The following is a 19,026-nucleotide window of genomic DNA, read 5'->3' on the forward strand; positions in this document are numbered from 1 at the left end:
AACCCTACCCAGATAGCCTGGAACTATCGCCCCAAACGAGTGCGCGAGCGGCACAGCGCGATGCAAATTGGTTACACTCGCGCTATCGTTGCCCGGAGTCCCTATGCGCGAAGAACTGATCCAAGGCCTGCTCGATTTTCTCAACGCCTCGCCGACCCCCTTCCATGCCACCACCAGCCTGGCCATGCGCCTGGAAGCCGCGGGTTACCGCCATCTAGACGAACGCGCGCCCTGGCACCTCGAGGCTGGCGGCCGCTACTACGTGACCCGCAACGACTCCTCGATCATCGCTTTCAAGCTCGGCAAGCGTCCGGCGGTAGATGGCGGCATTCGCCTGGTCGGCGCACATACCGACAGCCCCTGCCTGCGCGTCAAGCCGAGCCCGGAGCTGCAGCGCCAGGGCTATTTCCAGCTTGGCGTGGAAGTCTACGGCGGCGCCCTGCTCGCGCCCTGGTTCGACCGCGACCTGTCGCTGGCCGGCCGAGTGACCTACCGCCGTGACGGCAAGGTCGAGAGCCAGCTGATCGACTTCTACCAGCCCATCGCCGTGATCCCCAGCCTGGCCATCCACCTCAATCGCGAGGCCAACCAGGGCTGGGCGATCAACCCGCAAACCGAGCTGCCGCCAATCCTGGCCCAGCTCGCCAGCAGCGAAACCGCCGATTTCCGCGCGCTGCTCGCCGAACAGCTGGCCATGGAGCACGACTTCAACCCCGACGCGGTGCTCGACTACGAGCTGAGTTTCTACGACACCCAGAGCGCCGCCATCGTCGGCCTCAACCAGGATTTCATCGCCAGTGCGCGCCTGGACAACCTGCTGTCCTGCTACGCCGGCCTGCAGGCGCTGATCGACTCGGACGACGAGGAAACCTGCGTGCTGGTGTGCACCGACCACGAAGAAGTGGGCTCCTGCTCGGCCTGTGGCGCCGACGGTCCCTTCCTCGAGCAGGTACTGCGCCGCGTGCTGCCGGAAGGCGACGCCTTCGTGCGCAGCATCCAGCGCTCGCTGCTGGTATCGGCCGACAACGCCCATGGCGTGCACCCCAACTATGAAAGCAAGCACGACGGCAACCACGGGCCCAAGCTCAACGCCGGCCCGGTGATCAAGATCAACAGCAACCAGCGCTACGCCACCAACAGCGAGACCGCCGGCTTCTTCCGCCACCTGTGCCTGGAGAACGAAGTACCGGTGCAGAGCTTCGTGGTGCGCAGCGACATGGGCTGTGGCTCCACCATCGGCCCGATCACCGCCAGCCAGCTCGGCGTGCGCACCGTCGACATCGGCCTGCCCACCTTCGCCATGCACTCGGTGCGCGAACTGGCCGGCAGCCACGACCTGGATCACCTGGTGAAAGTGCTGACGGCCTTCTACTCCAGCCCCGAACTCCCTTGAGGTTCCGAGACCTGCCATGATCGAACATATCCGCAACAGCCTGCAGGAAGCCCAGCGCGCGCTGGAAGCCTTCCTCGCCAACGAGCAGACCCTGGGCAATATCCAGAAAGCTGCCGAACTGCTGGTCGAAAGCTTCGAGCACAAGGGCAAGGCGTTTTCCTGCGGCAACGGCGGCTCGATGTGCGACGCCATGCACTTTGCCGAGGAGCTGACCGGGCGCTACCGCAAGAACCGTCCCGGCATCGCCGCCGTGTCGATCAGCGACCCCAGCCACATCAGCTGCGTGGCCAACGATTTCGGCTACGACTACATCTTCTCGCGCTATATCGAGTCGCACGGCCGCGAAGGTGACGTGTTGATCGCCATCAGCACCAGCGGCAAGAGCCCCAACGTGGTCAAGGCCGCCGAAGCGGCGAAAACCCTGGGCGTGAAGGTGATCGCCCTGACCGGCAAGCCCGGCTCGCTGCTGGAAAGCCTGGCCGACGTGTGCATCTGTGCTCCGGGCGGCGACTTCGCCGACCGCGTGCAGGAGCTGCACATCAAGACCCTGCATATTCTGATCGAGCTGATCGAGCGCAAGCTGAGCCCGCAGAATTACGCCTGAGCAATCCTCGCTCCCGCGCGCGGGAGTGACGGCAAAGGCAGTGGTTTTGAATGAACGGTAGCGCTGCGCCAGGCGCTACCCACATCGTATCCGATGCTACGAGCCGGATAGTCAGGGTGAAGCTGCTGGAGCGGCTCTGCTGACGAACGGCTCAAGCCGCACGCAGGCGCTTCGGGGTCAGGCCCATATAACGGCGCATGGCCGTGGTCAGCGCGCTCTGGCTGGAAAAACCACACTCCTCAGCGATTCGCACCAACGGCAGATTACTTTCGCGCAGCATGCGCGCGGCACGGTCGAGGCGGGTCTGCAGCAGGTACTGGTGTGGCGTGAGGCCGACGCTGTCCTTGAATTGGGCGTGGAAGTGGCTGGGGCTCAGGCACATTTCCTGCGCCAGCTCGGCAACGCTGATGCGCCGTGCCAGGTGTTCACCGATGTAATCATCCAGACGCTGCAGGTCCATCGCCCCCTGGGGCTGCCGGCGCTGTTCGCCGAACAGGCGCAGATGCAGGGCCCGGAGCAATACGCCACCGAGGGAGCGGGCAAGGATCGAGTCGCTGCCATAGCGCTCCAGCTCCGCGCCGGCATAGGTCAACAGGTGCTGGAAATCGACGTCGAGGGCGGGATAACGGGGGGTTTCGAACAGACGATGGAGCAGCTCCAGGTCTTCGCTGGGCGTGTCCTGCTCGTCCAGATCGAGAATCAGCATGCGGTTATCGCCCATGCCGGCGAACTGGTGAGCGGCATCGCCCGGCACCAGGCAGGCGCGCATGCGGCACACTTCGCCACCACGACCACCGACCTCGAATTCGGCGCGGCCGACCAGGGACATCACCAGTTGATGATGGTCATGGGCATGTTCATGGGCCTGTTCATCCAGGCGGATCACACGGGCTTGCAACATCGCAAAAGACTGGCGGCACGAAACAAGGGTTGCACTTTACTCTTTTTCAACGAAAAACGCCGCAACCACCCATCAGCGAAATGGTTGCACCTTTAGCAACCCACGCACCGAATAACACCCGCCAACCACTTCAGGCCCTATTACCGTGCACCCAGCAACGCCCGCACAACCGCATCATTCGACGCTCAGGCAGATGGCAGGAGAGTTGCTTCACTGCTTCCGTCCGACAACAACAAGCGAAACGCAATGAGCGACAGCGCCCTTATTCTTTTGCCCCTGCTGATCCTGCTGCTGGTCCTGGGATACGGGTTCAGTCAGCGCGCAGATCGCCGCCAACTCGATGCCAGCAAACAGGCGAACACGGAAATCGTCCAGCGTTGCCTGGACCTGTTGCAGGCGCTGCAGCAACACCGAGGCCTGGGTGCACAGGTGGATGCCGAAGACGTAGCGCAGCGTAATGCGTTGGCGCATCAACTGGACCAGCTCTGGCTCGAATGGCCCGGCGCCAGCCTGTTGCTGCCGCCGCTACAGCAACACTGGCCGCAGTTGCGCCGCAAGCCCGCCGACTTCGACGCACATTGCCGACTGATCGAGTCGCTGCTGGAGGTGATCGAACTGCTCGAAGATCGCCTGTATCGCCAGGATCACTTCAAGATTCGCGGCCTCGGTGAAGCCTGTCGCTCGCTGGAGGATCTCGCCAGGTTGCGCGGCCTGGCGACACGCGCAGCCAATTACGAGCGCTGCCCGCCGGGCCTGCAGATGCAACTGCGCTTTCTCTGCAAGCGCCTGCTGGACCAGGAGCAGGACCCAGCTCTGCTGGCGTTGATCGAGCGCCTGCAGTGCGACCTGATCGAGTCAGCGCAGATTCGCCTGGCGCCCGGCGAATGCTTCGCGCTGCTTACCCCGCTGATCGAACAGCGCCTGCAAGGTATTCGCCTGAGCCTCGACTGAAACGTTGAAATAGCCCTGCAGTCGCCCCATGTAGCAACCAACGTGCAAGCAAAGGTGCTCCATGAACGATCAGGACATCCACTCCGAAGCTGTCGACGACAACGTGCAGTCCACCACCGGCGTGGTGCTGCCGGCACAAATGCTACCGGACAAGCTCTACATCATCCCCATCAACAACCGCCCGTTCTTCCCCGCGCAGGTGCTGCCGGTGATCGTCAACGAGCATCCCTGGGGACGCACACTCAAGCGCGTGGACAACACCGAGCACAAATGCCTGGCGCTGTTCTATGTCGATAACCCGCCCGATGAACACGGCGAGTTCGACGTCGACAGCTTGCCCGAACACGGCACCCTGGTGCGCGTGCACCATATCAGCGAGGAGGGCGGCAAGCTGCAGTTCGTTGCTCAGGGCCTGACCCGTGTGCGCATCCGCAGCTGGCTCAGCCGCCGTGGCCCGTACCTGGCCGAAGTGGAATACCCACAGGCGCCCAATGACCCGCGTGATGAGGTCAAGGCCTACGGCATGGCGCTGATCAACGCGATCAAGGAGCTGCTGCCACTCAACCCGCTGTACAGCGAGGAGCTGAAGAACTACCTCAATCGCTTCAGCCCCAACGAGCCCTCGCCGCTCACCGACTTCGCCGCCGCACTGACCACTGCCGCCGGCCAGGAGCTGCAGGAAGTGCTGGACACCGTGCCCATGCTCAAGCGCATGGAGAAGGTGCTGCCGTTGCTGCGCAAGGAGGTCGAGGTCGGCCGTCTGCAGAAAGAACTGTCGGCCGAGGTCAACAAGCAGATCGGCGAGCGCCAGCGTGAATTCTTCCTCAAGGAGCAGCTCAAGCTGATCCAGCAGGAACTGGGCATCAGCAAGGATGACAAGAGCGCCGACCGCGAGGAATTCCTCGCCCGCCTGGAAGGCAAGACCCTATCTGCGCCCGCGCAAAAGCGTATCGACGAGGAGCTGAACAAGCTATCGATCCTCGAAACCGGTTCGCCGGAATACGCCGTCACCCGCAATTACCTGGACTGGGCAACGGCCCTGCCCTGGGGCATCCATGGCGAGGACAAGCTCGACCTGGGCCGCGCGCGCAAGGTGCTGGACAAGCACCACGCCGGCATGGACGACATCAAAGAGCGCATCACCGAATTCTTGGCCGTCGGCGCCTTCAAGGGCGAGATCGCCGGCTCCATCGTGCTGCTGGTCGGCCCGCCCGGCGTAGGCAAGACCAGCATCGGCAAGTCCATCGCCGAATCCCTCGGCAGGCCGTTCTACCGCTTCTCGGTCGGTGGCATGCGTGACGAGGCGGAGATCAAGGGCCATCGCCGCACCTACATCGGCGCCATGCCCGGCAAGCTGGTGCAGGCGCTGAAGGAAGCCGAGGTGATGAACCCGGTGATCATGCTCGACGAGATCGACAAGATGGGCACCAGCTACCAGGGCGACCCGGCCTCGGCGCTGCTGGAAACGCTCGATCCGGAGCAGAACGTCGAGTTCCTCGACCACTACCTGGACCTGCGCCTGGATCTGTCCAAGGTGCTGTTCGTCTGCACCGCCAACACCCTCGACTCCATCCCCGGGCCGCTGCTCGACCGTATGGAAGTGATCCGCCTGTCCGGCTACATCACCGAGGAAAAACTGGCCATCGCCAAACGCCACCTGTGGCCCAAACAGCTGGAGAAGGCCGGCGTGCCGAAGGCGCGCCTGTCCATCAGCGATGCGGCGCTGCGCGCGGTGATCGAAGGCTATGCCCGCGAGGCCGGTGTGCGTCAGTTGGAGAAGCAACTGGGCAAACTGGTGCGCAAAGCGGTAGTCAAGCTACTGGAAGACCCCGAGTCGAAAATCCGCATCGGCGCCAAGGATCTGGAAGAAGCGCTCGGCATGCCGGTGTTCCGCAACGAGCGGGTGCTGGCTGGCACCGGGGTGATCACCGGCCTGGCCTGGACCAGCATGGGCGGCGCCACCCTGCCGATCGAGGCGACGCGTATCCACACGCTCAACCGCGGCTTCAAGCTCACCGGCCAGCTCGGCGAGGTGATGAAGGAGTCGGCGGAAATCGCCTACAGCTACGTCAGCTCGCATCTGAAGCAGTTCGGCGGCGACCCGACCTTCTTCGACCAAGCCTTCATCCACCTGCACGTGCCGGAAGGCGCCACGCCCAAGGACGGACCCAGCGCCGGCATCACCATGGCCAGCGCCCTGCTTTCGCTCGCGCGCAACCAGGCGCCGAAAAAAGGCGTGGCCATGACCGGCGAGCTGACCCTGACCGGTCAGGTGCTGCCCATCGGCGGCGTGCGCGAGAAGGTGATCGCGGCGCGCCGGCAGAAAATCCATGAGCTGATCCTGCCGGAGGCCAACCGCGGCAGCTACGAGGAGCTGCCGGACTACCTCAAGGAAGGCATCACCGTGCACTTCGCCAAACGCTACAGCGATGTGGCCAAGGTGTTGTTCGACTAGACCGGCAGGTGTGGGAGCGGGCCCCGTTCGCGGCGCTTTTCAGCCGCGCGGATATCCGCGAGCCAGGCTCGCTCCTGCACCAAACCGCCCGCCTCTGCGGTCGCCACCGACAAGCCAATACAGCTATGCTGGGCCCAGGTTTCGTCGACTGGAGTTTCTCATGCACGCCACCTTGCGCCTGCTCACCCTGCCCGCCCTGGCCCTGCTTACGGCCTGCGCTCATCAATCCGGCACGCTGGAATTGAAGAAGGACCGGCAGTGCCCGCTGACGCTGAACAAGGGCCAGCAACTGATCCTCAGCCTGCCCAGCAACCCCACCACCGGCTTTCGCTGGGAAGTTCGCGACGGCGCGGAGACTGTCCTGCAAAGCCTAGGCCCGGAGGTCTACAGCAATCCGGAAGACGCCGGGCTGGTGGGCGCTGGCGGCATCTCCACCTGGCGCTTCAGCGCGCGTGAGCCGGGCGAAGGCCGCCTGCTGCTGACCTACCAGCAACCCTGGGAGCCGAATGTGCCACCGGCAGAAACCTTCGAGTGTGAACTGCGAGTGAAGTGAGCAAGGCGGATTCCGTGGGAGGGGCTTTAGCCGCGACGACTCGAAACGGGTCGCCGCTGAAGCGCTTTCTACCGGTCCGCAGGGCGGTACAACCCGCCACCCAACCAAGGAAGTTACTTTTGATTTGCGGAGAGGATCATGAGCGAAAACAATCACCCGTTTCCAGACTCGACATTCAAAGGCTTCACGTTCACACAGTCAGATATGACTGCAGCAAAATTCAACGGCGTTGACCTGTCCGACGCGCATTTCTGGGCAGTGTTGAAGCATGCCCAGTTCAACGACTGCAATTTGCAATCAGCCAGATTCGATGACGTCAACTTGTCGAACAGCTCGTTCGAAGACATCGATCTAAGCCACTCAACATTTAGCAACATCAACATGTCTGGCGTCACGCTCAGCCATCTCAACCTGGCCAATGTCGAGATCACCGATGCGAACGTGGAGGGCATGAAAATCAATGGCGTGCTCGTGACCGAGCTCATAGGGTGCTACGAGCAAAAGCGCTCACGAACAGACTAGCCCCAAGGCGGGGCACGCCTTGTCGATCCGCGCAGCGGTGGATGTAAAAAGCGACATCCACCCTACGCCATGCCTCAGCTCTTGAGCCGGTAACCGGTCTTGAAGATCCAGCCCACCAGCAGGATGCACAGCGCCAGAAAGCCCAGCACCATCGCCAGGCTGACGCCGACGTTGACGTCGGACACGCCATAGAAACTCCAGCGGAACGCGCTGATCAGGTACACCACCGGATTGAACAGGGTCACCGTCTGCCAGGCCGGCGGCAGCATGCTGATCGAATAGAAGGCGCCGCCGAGGAAGGTCAGCGGCGTGACGATCAACGCCGGGACGATCTGCAGCTTCTCCCAGCCATCGGCCCACACGCCGATGATGAAGCCGAACAGGCTGAAGGTCAGCGCCGTCAGCACCAGGAACGCCGCCATCCACAGCGGATGCTGAATCTCGAAATCGACGAACAGCCTCGCCGTGAACAGGATGATCAGACCGAGGATCACCGACTTGGTCGCTGCCGCACCGACATAGCCGATCAGAATCTCCAGATAGGACACCGGCGCCGAAAGAATCTCGTAGATGCTCCCCGAGTACTTGGGCATGTAGATGCCGAACGAGGCGTTGGAGATGCTCTCGGTGAGCAGCGCCAGCATGATCAGGCCGGGGATGATGAAGGCGCCGTAGCTCACGCCCTGCACCTGGGTCATGCTCGAACCGATGGCCGAACCGAACACCACGAAGTACAGCGAGGTGCTGATTACCGGGGTGGCGATGCTCTGCAGCAGGGTGCGCCAAGTGCGCGCCAGCTCGAACAGGTAGATGGCCTTGATGGCGTACAGGTTCATGCGCGCGACTCCTTGAGCAGGGACACGAAAATCTCCTCCAGCGAACTCTGGCTCGACTGCAGGTCCTTGAAGTCGATGCCGTGCTGAGCGAGATCGCGCAGCAACTCGGCGATGCCAGTGTTCTCGTGCTGGGCATCGAAGGTGAACACCAGGGCATGGCCCTGATCGGCCAGCTCCAGCCCATAGCGCGCCAACTCGGCCGGCACGCAGGACAACGGCTGCTGCAATTGCAGGGTCAGCTGCTTCTTGCCCAGCTTGTGCATCAGCACCTGCTTGTCCTCCACCAGGATGATTCGACCCTGGCTGATCACCCCAATGCGGTCGGCCATTTCCTCGGCCTCTTCGATGTAGTGGGTGGTGAGGATGATGGTCACGCCGCGCTCGCGCAGACGGCGCACCATGTTCCACATGTCGCGGCGCAACTCGACGTCGACGCCGGCCGTGGGTTCGTCGAGAAAGAGAATCTGCGGCTCGTGGGAGAGCGCCTTGGCGATCATCACCCGGCGCTTCATGCCACCGGACAGTTCCATGATCTTGGCATTGCGCTTGTCCCACAGCGACAGGTCCTTGAGCAGTTGCTCCAGGTAGGCCGGATCGGGCTTCTTGCCGAACAGGCCTCGGCTGAACTTGACCGTGGCCCAGACGGTTTCGAACACGTCGCTGACCAGCTCCTGCGGCACCAGGCCGATCTGCGAGCGGGCCGCGCGGTAGTCGCGGACGATGTCGTGCCCCGCTACCAGCACCTGGCCCTCGCCCGGATTGACGATGCCGCAGATGATGCTGATCAGGGTGGTCTTGCCGGCGCCGTTGGGGCCGAGCAAGGCGAAGATCTCGCCCTGGCGAATCTCTAGGTCGATGCCCTGCAGGGCCGGGTGGCCCGAGGCATAGATCTTGTTCAATTGCGCGATGGAAATGATCGGCTGCACGCTGGATCGCCCCTTGCCTGCGGAAAACGCTGCAGTTTACAGGGCTTGTGCCAGCGACATCAGCGCACAGCAGAAAAAACGGCGCACTTGTGGTGCGCCGGGGATGCTGCAGGTGAGGTAAGAAACGTTCGCAGCGCTTGTGACGCTGTGACGATAGGCCGGACGGCGAACCCGCCCGGCCATATTCCGTGGGACCTCAGAGCGGCGTCAGCAGTTTGCCGGTGGCGATAAAGGCGCGCAGGTTGTCCAGCACCAGTTCGGCCATCTGCTGACGGGTCTCGACGCTGGCGCTGCCAACGTGTGGCAGCAGCACCACATTGTCCAGCTCGCGCAATGCAGCCGGCACCTGGGGTTCGCGTTCGAAGACATCCAGCCCGGCGCCGCCGATCACCTTCTGCTCAAGTGCAGCGATCAGCGCCGCTTCATCGACCACCGAACCGCGCGCCACGTTGATCAGAAAGCCATCAGGCCCGAGCGCTTCGAGCACCTCGGCGTTGATCAGATGCTGGGTGGCCTTGCCACCCGGACAGGTCAGCACCAGAAAATCCGCCCAGCGCGCCAGCGCCAGCAGATCCGGCTCATGCTGGTAAGGGCTGCCCTCGACCGCACGGCGATTGTGGTAACGCACCGGCATGGCGAACCCGGAGGCGCGCAGCGCCACCGCCTCGCCGATGCGGCCGAGGCCTACGATGCCCAGGCGCTTGCCACTGACCCGACGCGCCAGCGGGAAGCCCGTGGTGCTGTTCCAGGCGCTGCCGCGCACGAAGCGGTCGGCCTCGGACAGGCGCCGCGCGCTGTCGATCATCAGGCCCATGGCCAGGTCGGCCACGCAGTCGTTGAGCACATCCGGCGTGGTGCTGAGGGCAATGCCCCGGTCACGCAGCAACTCCAGCGGATAGGGGTCGTAGCCCACACCGAAACTGCAGATGGCGCGCAGGTTGGGCAGCAGCGCGAGCTGATCGGCCGTGCAGCCGAAACGTGCCGAGGACACGATGTAGATGAACTGCTCGCCCCGCTCACGCAGGAACGCCAGCGGCTCGGCCTGTTGCCACAGCGCACTGACCTCGTATTCTTCGGCCAGCTCGCGGTTGAAACGCTCGCTCAGCGGGCCGATCTGCAGCACCTTGGGTTTGCTCATGAGGCCTCCTGTTTAGGTTGTGCCATTTACAGCATTTTGCCCGGGTTCATCAGCCCGGCTGGATCCAGCGCCTGCTTGATGCGCGCCATCAGCTCCAGCTCCAGCGGAGCCTTGTACTGTTGCGCGGCCAGGCGCTTGGACTGGCCCAGGCCATGTTCGGCGCTGATGCTACCGGCATGGTGCAGGGTCTGATCGTAGATCACCCGCATGATCGCCTCGGCCTGCACCTTGAACGACGCGTCCTCGGCACCAACCGGTTTGCTGATGTTGTAGTGCAGGTTGCCGTCGCCGACATGACCGTAGGCGACGATGCGCACACCGGGAAACGCCTGCTGCAGCGCCTGATCGGTACGCGCGATAAAGTCCGGAATACGGCTGACCGGCACGCTGATATCGTGCTTGAGACTCGGTCCCTCGTGGTTCTGCGCTTCGGAAATACCCTCACGCAGCGCCCACAAGGCGCGCACCTGCGCGTCGCTGGCAGCGACTACTGCATCCAGCGCCACGCCTTGTTCGAAGGCGGCACCGAGGCCCTCTTCCAGCAATTCGTTCAACGCCGCGTTGGGTTGGGTGTCGCTCAGCTCGATCAGCACGTACCAGGGGTGCACCGCGGCGAACGGATCGCTGACACCGGCGACATGGCGCAGGACGAACTCGACGCTCTGTCGCGACATCAGCTCGAAGCCGGTCAATCGCTCGCCGCAAAGGCTGCGCATCTGCCCGATAAGTTCGACGGCCGCCTGCGGGCTGGGCAGCGCCACCCAGGCGGTGGTCAGGCTGCGCACGGCCGGGAACAACTTGAGCACGGCGGCGGTGATGATGCCCAGGGTGCCCTCGCTGCCGATGAACAGATGCTTGAGGTCATAGCCCGTGTTGTCCTTGCGCAGCCCGCGCAGACCGTCCCAGATGCGCCCATCGGGCAGCACCACTTCCACGCCCAGGGTCAGCTCGCGCATATTGCCGTAGCGCAACACCGCGGTGCCGCCGGCATTGGTCGCCAGGTTGCCGCCGACCGTGCAACTGCCCTCGGCGCCCAGCGACAGCGGGAACAGGCGGCCGACTTCGGCGGCGGCTTCCTGCAGCTGCTGCAGGATCACCCCGGCTTCGACGGTGATGGTTGCATTGCCAACGTCCACGTCGCGGATGCGCTTCATACGTGTCAGCGACAGCACGACTTGCGCGCCGCTGTCGTCCGGAATCGAGCCGCCGCACAGGCCGGTATTGCCGCCCTGCGGCACCAGCGCCACGCCGGCCTGCGCGCACAGCCGCACCACCGCCGCCACTTCTTCGGTCGAGGCCGGGCGCAGCACCGCAGCCGCCTGGCCGCGGTAGGCGCCGCGCCAGTCGCTGAGGTAGCTCTGCATACGCTCGGCATCAAGGATCAGGCCAGCCTCGCCGACCACCTCGCGCAATGCCTGGAGCAGATCATCGGAAAGACCACTCATCTCAGGTCACCGGCGCCGGGTTGAACAGCACCAGGTCGTTGTGCAGGCGCAGGTGCTCGGCGCAGGTCTGCTTGCGCCCGCTGGCCACGTCCAGGTAGAGCTGGAAGATGTGCCAGCCCATTTGCTCCAGCGTCATGCGCCCGGAGACGATCTGCCCGGCGTCGACGTCGATCAGATCCGGCCAGCGTTCGGCCAGTTGCGTGCGCGTGGCCACCTTGATCACCGGCACCATGGACAGGCCATAAGGCGTACCACGCCCGGTGGTGAAGATGTGCAGGTTCATGCCCGCCGCCAATTGCAAGGTGCCGCAGATGAAGTCGCTGGCCGGCGTGGCGCAGAACCACAGGCCCTTGCCACGAATGCGCTCGCCCGGCGCGACCACCCCCGCGATGGGGCTGTTGCCAGACTTGGCGATGGAGCCCATGGCCTTCTCGACGATGTTGTTCAGCCCGCCCTTCTTGTTGCCCGGCGTGGTATTGGCGCTGCGGTCGGCCATGCCGCGCTGCAGGTAGCGGTCGTACCAGTCCATCTCGCGGATCAGTGCGTCGGCGACTTCGACGCTGGCGGCGCGCGGCGTGAGCAGGTGAATACCGTCACGCACTTCGGTGTTCTCGGAGAACATCACCGTGGCGCCGGCGCGCACCAGCAGGTCGGCAGCGACGCCGAGCGCCGGGTTGGCGGTAATACCGGAGAAGGCGTCGCTGCCGCCGCACTGCATGCCGACCACCAGCTCGGAGGCCGGCACGGTCTCGCGGCGGCGCTGGTCGAGCACCTTCAGACGCGCCTCGATCATGCCCATGATCTGCTCGACCATGCCGCTGAAACCGGTGCCGGAATCCTGCAGGCGGAACAGCCAGTCTTCCTCGTCCATGCCGTTGGTGAGCTGATCGCCATCCATCAACTGGCTGGCCTGCAGCTTCTCGCAACCGAGGCTGATCACCAGCGCCTGGCCGCCGAGGTTGGGGTTGCGGCTGATGTTGTACAGGGTGCGGATCGGCACCACCGCGTCCGGCGCGTTGATCGCCACGCCGCAGCCGTAGCTGTGCGACAGCGCCACCACGTCATCGACGTTGGGGTAGTTGGGCAGCACTTCCTTGCGCACGCGCTCGACCACGTGATCGAGCACGCCGACCACGCACTGCACGGTGGTGGTCACACCGAGGATGTTACGTGTGCCGACGCTGCCGTCCGGGTTGCGGAAGCCTTCGAAGCTGTAGCCGTCCAGCGGCTCGCCGGGCGCGGCCTGGATGGTTGCCTTGGGCAGGTTGTCCAGCACCGGCGGCTCGGGCATGCGCAGCACCTGTTCGGTGACCCAGCTGCCAGCGGCGATAGGGGTGAGCGCATAGCCGATCACCTCGCCATAACGCACCACCTCACCACCTTCGGCGATGTTCAGCAGCGCCACCTTGTGACTCTGTGGAATGCCTTCAATAGCCGTCAGGCCGTCGTCGAACTGGCCGCCCGCGGCCACGCCCTGGTCATTGACCACCACGCCGACGTTGTCGCTCGGGTGCAGGCGAATGTAACGGGGCGAATCCTGATGGGGAATCAACTGCATGTTGCTTGCTCCTGTCATGCGTTCAGGATGCCGAGCCGGACGTGGCGCCAGAGGGGCCCTCGCCCAGTTCGACCCTGCGAATTTGGCCGACGATCAGACCGAAGCTGACCACCGCCAGCAGGGCATTGAGGCCAACGTAGACCAATGCCCCATCGAAAGAACCACTATGGCTGACCAGGTAACCGATGATGATCGGCGTGGTCACTGCCGCCAGATTGCCAAAGGTGTTGAACAGCCCCCCAGAAAGGCCGAGGATCTGCCGTGGCGAAGTGTCGGCCACCAGCGTCCAGCCCAGCGAACCGAGGCCCTTGCCGAAGAAGGCCAGGGCCATCAGCGCCACCACGGCCGTATCGCTGTCGACGAAGATGCACAGCACCACCGCGCTCGACAGCAGCAGGCCGAGCACCATCGGCAGCTTGCGCGCCAGGGTCAGCGAATGGCCGCGACGCAGCATGCCGTCGGACAGCAGCCCGCCGAGCACACCACCGATGCAGCCACTGATGGCCGGCAGCGCGGCGGCGAAACCGGCGCCGAGAATGCTCATGCCGCGCGCCTGCACCAGGTACACGGGGAACCAGGTGAGAAAGAAGTAGGTAATGGCGTTGTTGCAGTACTGGCCAAGGTAGATACCGATCATGGTGCGCTGGCGCAGCAGCAGCCCCAGGTAGCGCCACTGCGAACCGCCGCTACCGCCGCGCTGCCCTTCCAGGTCGATCAACGCCCCGCCCTGCTCCAGGTGCGCCAGTTCGGCCGCGCCGATGCGCGGGTGCTGACGCGGGCCGTGCAGTTGCTTGAGCCAGACGAGCGACAGCACCAGGCCGAGACAACCGAGCACGATGAATACCGCTTGCCAGCCCATCGTCTGCACCACCCAGCCCATCAGCGGCGCGAACAGCGCGGTGGCGGCGTACTGCGCCGAGCTGGAGATGGCCGTGGCAGTGGCGCGCTCGGCCGTGGGAAACCAGGAGGCAGTGATCCGCGCATTGCCGGGAAAGCACGGCGCACTGGCAAAGCCCACCAGCAAGCGCAGGAGGAACATCGAGGTCACCGCCCAGGTGCCCGGCAGCCAGCCGACGAAGCCCTGCAGCAGGGTCAGCGTCGACCAGATGAACAGCGCCAGGGTATACACCGGCTTGGTGCCGAAGCGGTCGAACAGCCAACCGCCGGGAATCTGCCCGATCACATAGGCCCAGCCGAACGCCGAGAAGATGTAGCCGAGCGTCACCGCGTCGATGCCCAGGCCGGCCTGCATCGCCGAACCGGCGACGGAAAGACTGGAGCGATCGGCGAAGGTGATGGTGGTGACCAGAAACAGCATCAGCAGAATGCGGTAGCGCACCCGACCTGGTTTGGCGTCCGGCATCGGTAAGACTCGCGTATGGAAACGACAGGCCCGATGCACAGCACCGGGCCGCTGGATCACCGTACCAGGCAGGGCTTCTTGTTATTGAAGGTCCAACCAGGGATCAGGTACTGCATGGCAATCGCATCGTCACGCGCGCCCAGGCCCTTGGCCTGGTACAGCTCGTGCGCCTTGGCCAGCGCGTCCCAGTCCAACTCGACGCCGAGCCCCGGCGTCTTCGGCACCTGCACCAGGCCACCTTCGATGCGCAGCGGGTTGCGCGTCAGGTACTGACCGTCCTGCCAGATCCAGTGGGTGTCGATGGCGGTGACTCGCCCCGGCGCTGCGGCGGCGACATGGGTGAACATGGCCAGGGAAATGTCGAAGTGGTTGTTCGAGTGCGAGCCCCACGTCAGGCCCCAGTCGTTGCACATCTGCGCCACGCGCACGGAGCCGGCCATGGTCCAGAAGTGCGGATCGGCCAGCGGGATGTCCACCGATTGCAGGGAAATGGTGTGGCCCATCTGCCGCCAGTCGGTGGCGATCATGTTGGTCGCGGTCGGCAGGCCGGTGGCGCGGCGGAACTCGGCCATCACCTCACGGCCGCTGTAGCCGTTCTCGGCGCCGCACGGGTCTTCGGCATAGGCCAGCACGCCATGCAGGTCGCGGCACAGGGCGATGGCCTGATCCAGCGACCAACCGCCATTGGGGTCGAGGGTCACGCGGGCATTCGGGAAACGCGCAGCCAGGGCACGAATCGCCTCGACCTCGGCCTCACCATGCAGCACACCGCCCTTGAGTTTGAAGTCGTTGAAGCCATAGCGCGCATGCGCGGCCTCGGCCTGGCGGACGATGGTTTCCGGGGTCAACGCGGTCTGGTTGCGCACACGCTCCCAGGTGTCGTCGGCGTCGCGCTCATCGCGGTAGCCGAGATCGGTCTTGTCCTTGTCACCGACGAAGAACAGATAGCCGAGCATTTCCACCGCATCGCGCTGCTGGCCTTCGCCAAGCAGGGCCGCCACCGGCACACCGAGGTGCTGACCGAGCAAATCGAGCAGCGCCGACTCCAGCGCGGTGACGGCATGAATGGTGATGCGCAGGTCGAAGGTCTGCAGGCCACGGCCGCCAGAATCGCGGTCGGCGAAGGCACGGCGCACCTGGTTGAGCAGCGCGTTGTAATTGCCGACCGGCTGGCCGACGAGGATCGAGCGGGCGTCTTCGAGGGTCTGGCGAATGCCCTCGCCACCGGGGACTTCGCCGACACCGACGTGGCCGGCGCTGTCCTTGAGAATGAGGATGTTGCGGGTGAAGTAAGGGCCGTGGGCACCGCTCAGGTTGAGCAGCATGCTGTCGTGGCCGGCGACCGGCACGACTTGCAGCTCGGTGATCAGCGGAGTACCGACAGCGGCAGGATTCTGTGAAGTCATGAGCGTTACCCTGTTGTTCTTATGCGGGTTCGACAATGGTGCAACCATGTCGCGCCCGGCCTGCCGGGGCGCGACTGCGCCGCTCGCCGAGGCGAGCGGCTATCTGCGCTGTTACTGCGCGCCTTGCGCTTCGATCAGCTTGGCCAGGGCTTCGTATTCGTCCGGCAGCAGATCGGTCAGCGGTGCACGTACCGGGCCGGCATCGTAACCGACGATCTTGGCGCCGGCCTTGACGATGCTCACCGCATAACCGGCCTTGCGGTTGCGGATGTCCAGGTACGGCAGGAAGAAATCGTCGATCAGCTTGCCAACGGTGGCGTGATCTTCCGCAGCGATGGCGCGGTAGAACGCCATGGCGGTTTTCGGGATGAAGTTGAACACGGCCGAGGAATACACCGGTACACCCAGCGCCCTGTAGGCAGCGGCATAGACTTCGGCGGTCGGCAGGCCGCCGAGGTAGGTCAGGCGCTCGCCCAGGCGGCGACGGATCGACACCATCAGTTCGATGTCACCCAGGCCGTCCTTGTAGCCGATCAGGTTCGGGCAACGCTCGGCCAGTTGCTCCAGCAGGTTGGCGTTGAGGCGGCAGACGTTACGGTTGTAGATCACCACACCGATGTTCACCGACTTGCACACCTGCTCGACGTGAGCGGCAACACCGTCCTGCGAGGCTTCGGTCAGGTAATGCGGCAGCAGCAGCAGGCCCTTGGCGCCCAGGCGCTCGGCTTCCTGTGCCATCTGGATGGCAACGCGGGTCGGGCCACCCACGCCGGCCAGGATAGGTACGGACTTCTCGCAGGTATCTACGGCTGTCTTGATCACGGCGCTGTACTCGTCCGGCGCCAGGGAGAAGAACTCGCCAGTACCACCGGCGGCGAACAGGGCGGAAGCACCATAAGGCGCCAGCCACTCAAGACGGCGCACGTAGCCCGCCGGGTTGAAATCACCGGCAGCATCGAAGTCGGTCACCGGGAAAGACAGCAGACCAGAGGAGAGGATGGACTTAAGTTCTTGTGGATTCATTATGCGAACACCCTGTAAAGCGAGTTGTGAGGAATGGCGTCAGCCGCAGCTGTAGAGATACGTTATCGTACAACAATAAAAAAAACACCAGTTTTTCTATCGTCCGTTCGTCGCAGTCTTTTCGCTGCGGCCAAGCCCGCCCGCAAAACCACCCCGCAGCGCCAAAGCTCAGCGTAGAGCAGGCCCCATCATGACGCCAGAAAATATGCCAGCGCAATCATCATCATTCATGAGCGGCGTTGACAGGCCAGGAACAGGCTGGTACTAATTTCACCAAGTCATACGACAACCTATGACATTCCAATAAAAACAAACGAGGCCCAGGTCATGTCACAGACCTTCACTGCCACCACCTGCTCTCGCCGCGTACTGCATTGCCGCGTTGCCAGCTCTGGTCAGGACAACGCCGCTTGCGCGAGCTTCGTTGCCGGCTTCGCCCCCGCTCTTGTCTGCTGCCGCCTGGATCGCCTGCTGATCCCGGTGCACGGCTGAACCGTCCCTTCGCCATTGCGGCCGAGGGCCGCACCAAGTCCGGAGCCCCTGCCAAGATGTCCAACACCCCTCAGATAGTCGACATGCAAGTCATCCCGGTCGCCGGACATGACAGCATGCTGCTCAACCTGTGCGGCGCCCATGCCCCCTACTTCACCCGCAACCTGGTGCTGCTCAAGGACAATGCAGGCCGCACCGGTTGTGGCGAAGTCCCTGGTGGCGAAGGTATCCGCCAGGCGTTGGAGCGCTGTCGCGAGCTGGTGATCGGCCAATCGGTCGGCCGCTACAACCACGTGCTCAATCGCCTGCGCCAGGCCATCGCGGGGCCGGCCAAGGGGCCACAGACCACCCAGCATCAGGTCACGTCCGAATCCGAAGCACGGGTGCTCAAGCAACCGCACGAAATCAACCTGCGCCTGGACAACGTGATCACTGCGGTCGAAGCCGCCCTGCTCGACCTGCTCGGCCAGCATCTCGACGTGCCGGTGGCCGAACTGCTCGGCAGCGGCCAGCAGCGCGACAGCGTGCCGATGCTCGCTTACCTCTTCTATATAGGTGAGCGCCAGCGTACCGACCTACCCTACCTCGCCGGCAAGGGCTCGCACGATGACTGGTATCACCTGCGCCACCAGGCCGCGCTGACGCCCGCGGCCATCGCTCGCCTGGCCGAAGCCGCGCATGCGCGCTATGGCTTCAACGACTTCAAGCTCAAGGGCGGCGTGATGCGCGGTGCCGAGGAAATGGACGCGATCCGTGCAATCAAGGCGCGCTTCCCCAATGCGCGCGTCACCCTCGACCCCAATGGCGCCTGGTCGCTGGACGAGGCTATCGCCCTGTGCCAGGGCCAAGGTCATGTATTGGCCTACGCCGAAGACCCCTGCGGCCCGGAAAACGGCTACTCGGGCCGCGAGGTGATGGCCGAGTTCAAGCGCGCCACCGGCATTCCCACCGCTACCAACATGGTCGCCACCGACTGGCGGCAGATGGGCCACTCGCTGCGCCTGGAAGCCGTCGACATTCCCCTGGCCGACCCACACTTCTGGACCATGCAGGGCGCCGTGCGCCTCGGCCAGGTGTGCGAAGAATTCGGCCTGACCTGGGGTTCGCATTCGAACAACCATTTCGACATTTCCCTGGCCATGTTCACCCATGCCGCCGCTGCCGTACCGGGCCGCGTCACGGCCATCGACACCCACTGGATCTGGCAGGAAGGCGAAGAGCGCCTGACCCGCGAGCCGCTGCAGATCAGCGCTGGCCAGGTACAGGTTGCCGACAGGCCCGGCCTCGGTATCGAGCCGGACATGGAGCGGATCATGGCCGCTCACGAGCTTTACAAGAAGGTGGCAAGCGGCGCGCGTGACGACGCCATGGCCATGCAGTACCTGGTTCCGGGTTGGCAATATCACCCGAAACGTCCCAGCCTCGGCCGCGACTGACTCGCGCGGCTTTCATCCCAACCG

The 19,026-nt window shown here is 64.2% G+C and carries 17 protein-coding genes; 8 read left to right on the forward strand and 9 right to left on the reverse strand.

The window, feature by feature from the left end; translation table 11 throughout:
• The first annotated feature begins 103 nt into the window (after window positions 1-103).
• Window positions 104-1,393, forward strand: a complete 1,290-nt coding sequence (locus PCLY_RS20810) for a M18 family aminopeptidase (RefSeq protein ID WP_061241864.1) — start codon at window positions 104-106, stop codon at window positions 1,391-1,393.
• 16 nt (window positions 1,394-1,409) lie between these two features.
• On the forward strand, window positions 1,410-1,997 hold the full coding sequence (gene lpcA / locus PCLY_RS20815; protein WP_061241866.1) for a D-sedoheptulose 7-phosphate isomerase: 588 nt from the start codon (window positions 1,410-1,412) through the stop codon (window positions 1,995-1,997).
• Window positions 1,998-2,148: 151 nt separating this feature from the next.
• On the opposite strand, the gene PCLY_RS20820 is transcribed toward lpcA, so the two are convergent.
• On the reverse strand, window positions 2,149-2,898 hold the full coding sequence (locus PCLY_RS20820; RefSeq protein ID WP_061241868.1) for a helix-turn-helix transcriptional regulator: 750 nt from the start codon (window positions 2,896-2,898) through the stop codon (window positions 2,149-2,151).
• Between the two features lie 246 nt (window positions 2,899-3,144).
• On the opposite strand from PCLY_RS20820, the gene PCLY_RS20825 reads away from it, so the two are divergent.
• The 4 genes from PCLY_RS20825 to PCLY_RS20840 all read left to right on the forward strand — a co-directional run bounded on the left by PCLY_RS20825 (window position 3,145) and on the right by PCLY_RS20840 (window position 7,379).
• Window positions 3,145-3,849: a hypothetical protein gene (locus tag PCLY_RS20825; protein WP_061241870.1), complete on the forward strand. Its 705-nt coding sequence runs from the start codon at window positions 3,145-3,147 to the stop codon at window positions 3,847-3,849.
• 61 nt (window positions 3,850-3,910) lie between these two features.
• Complete coding sequence (gene lon, locus PCLY_RS20830; protein ID WP_061241872.1) at window positions 3,911-6,304, forward strand: endopeptidase La; 2,394 nt, start codon at window positions 3,911-3,913, stop codon at window positions 6,302-6,304.
• Between the two features lie 160 nt (window positions 6,305-6,464).
• Window positions 6,465-6,857, forward strand: coding sequence for a protease inhibitor I42 family protein (locus PCLY_RS20835; RefSeq protein WP_061241874.1), 393 nt, complete (start codon window positions 6,465-6,467; stop codon window positions 6,855-6,857).
• A gap of 138 nt (window positions 6,858-6,995) precedes the next feature.
• A complete protein-coding gene (locus tag PCLY_RS20840; RefSeq protein ID WP_061241875.1) occupies window positions 6,996-7,379 on the forward strand; it encodes a pentapeptide repeat-containing protein in 384 nt (127 codons plus the stop codon).
• Between the two features lie 74 nt (window positions 7,380-7,453).
• Here the strand turns inward: PCLY_RS20840 and PCLY_RS20845 are convergent, their stop codons facing one another.
• From PCLY_RS20845 to kdgD, 8 genes are all read right to left on the reverse strand, one after another.
• On the reverse strand, window positions 7,454-8,215 hold the full coding sequence (locus PCLY_RS20845; protein WP_061241877.1) for an ABC transporter permease: 762 nt from the start codon (window positions 8,213-8,215) through the stop codon (window positions 7,454-7,456).
• Window positions 8,212-9,141, reverse strand: a complete 930-nt coding sequence (locus tag PCLY_RS20850) for an ABC transporter ATP-binding protein (RefSeq protein ID WP_061241879.1) — start codon at window positions 9,139-9,141, stop codon at window positions 8,212-8,214. Before PCLY_RS20850 ends, PCLY_RS20845 begins: the two co-directional genes overlap by 4 nt.
• 196 nt (window positions 9,142-9,337) lie before the next feature.
• The gene (locus PCLY_RS20855; RefSeq protein ID WP_061241881.1) at window positions 9,338-10,279 is read right to left on the reverse strand and encodes a 2-hydroxyacid dehydrogenase; all 942 of its coding nucleotides are present in this window, start codon (window positions 10,277-10,279) and stop codon (window positions 9,338-9,340) included.
• A 26-nt stretch (window positions 10,280-10,305) separates the two neighbouring features.
• A complete protein-coding gene (locus PCLY_RS20860; protein ID WP_061241883.1) occupies window positions 10,306-11,724 on the reverse strand; it encodes an FAD-binding oxidoreductase in 1,419 nt (472 codons plus the stop codon).
• Between the two features lies 1 nt (window position 11,725).
• Window positions 11,726-13,282 (reverse strand): galactarate dehydratase, encoded by a 1,557-nt coding sequence (gene garD / locus PCLY_RS20865; RefSeq protein WP_061241885.1) that lies wholly within the window; start codon window positions 13,280-13,282, stop codon window positions 11,726-11,728.
• Between the two features lie 22 nt (window positions 13,283-13,304).
• Window positions 13,305-14,645: an MFS transporter gene (locus PCLY_RS20870; protein WP_061241887.1), complete on the reverse strand. Its 1,341-nt coding sequence runs from the start codon at window positions 14,643-14,645 to the stop codon at window positions 13,305-13,307.
• A gap of 56 nt (window positions 14,646-14,701) precedes the next feature.
• Window positions 14,702-16,051 carry a glucarate dehydratase gene (gudD, locus tag PCLY_RS20875; RefSeq protein WP_061241889.1) on the reverse strand — a complete coding sequence of 450 codons (1,350 nt, stop codon included), beginning with the start codon at window positions 16,049-16,051 and terminating at the stop codon, window positions 14,702-14,704.
• Between the two features lie 111 nt (window positions 16,052-16,162).
• Window positions 16,163-17,074 (reverse strand): 5-dehydro-4-deoxyglucarate dehydratase, encoded by a 912-nt coding sequence (gene kdgD, locus PCLY_RS20880; RefSeq protein WP_061241891.1) that lies wholly within the window; start codon window positions 17,072-17,074, stop codon window positions 16,163-16,165.
• Window positions 17,075-17,401: 327 nt separating this feature from the next.
• On the opposite strand from kdgD, the gene PCLY_RS25070 reads away from it, so the two are divergent.
• The gene (locus tag PCLY_RS25070) at window positions 17,402-17,566 is read left to right on the forward strand and encodes a hypothetical protein (protein WP_197432218.1); all 165 of its coding nucleotides are present in this window, start codon (window positions 17,402-17,404) and stop codon (window positions 17,564-17,566) included.
• Between the two features lie 56 nt (window positions 17,567-17,622).
• On the forward strand, window positions 17,623-19,002 hold the full coding sequence (locus PCLY_RS20885; protein ID WP_061241893.1) for an enolase C-terminal domain-like protein: 1,380 nt from the start codon (window positions 17,623-17,625) through the stop codon (window positions 19,000-19,002).
• The last annotated feature ends 24 nt before the right edge of the window (window positions 19,003-19,026 follow it).

It is taken from the genome of Ectopseudomonas composti, from assembly GCF_001567565.1.
Classification (GTDB): domain Bacteria; phylum Pseudomonadota; class Gammaproteobacteria; order Pseudomonadales; family Pseudomonadaceae; genus Aquipseudomonas; species Aquipseudomonas composti_A.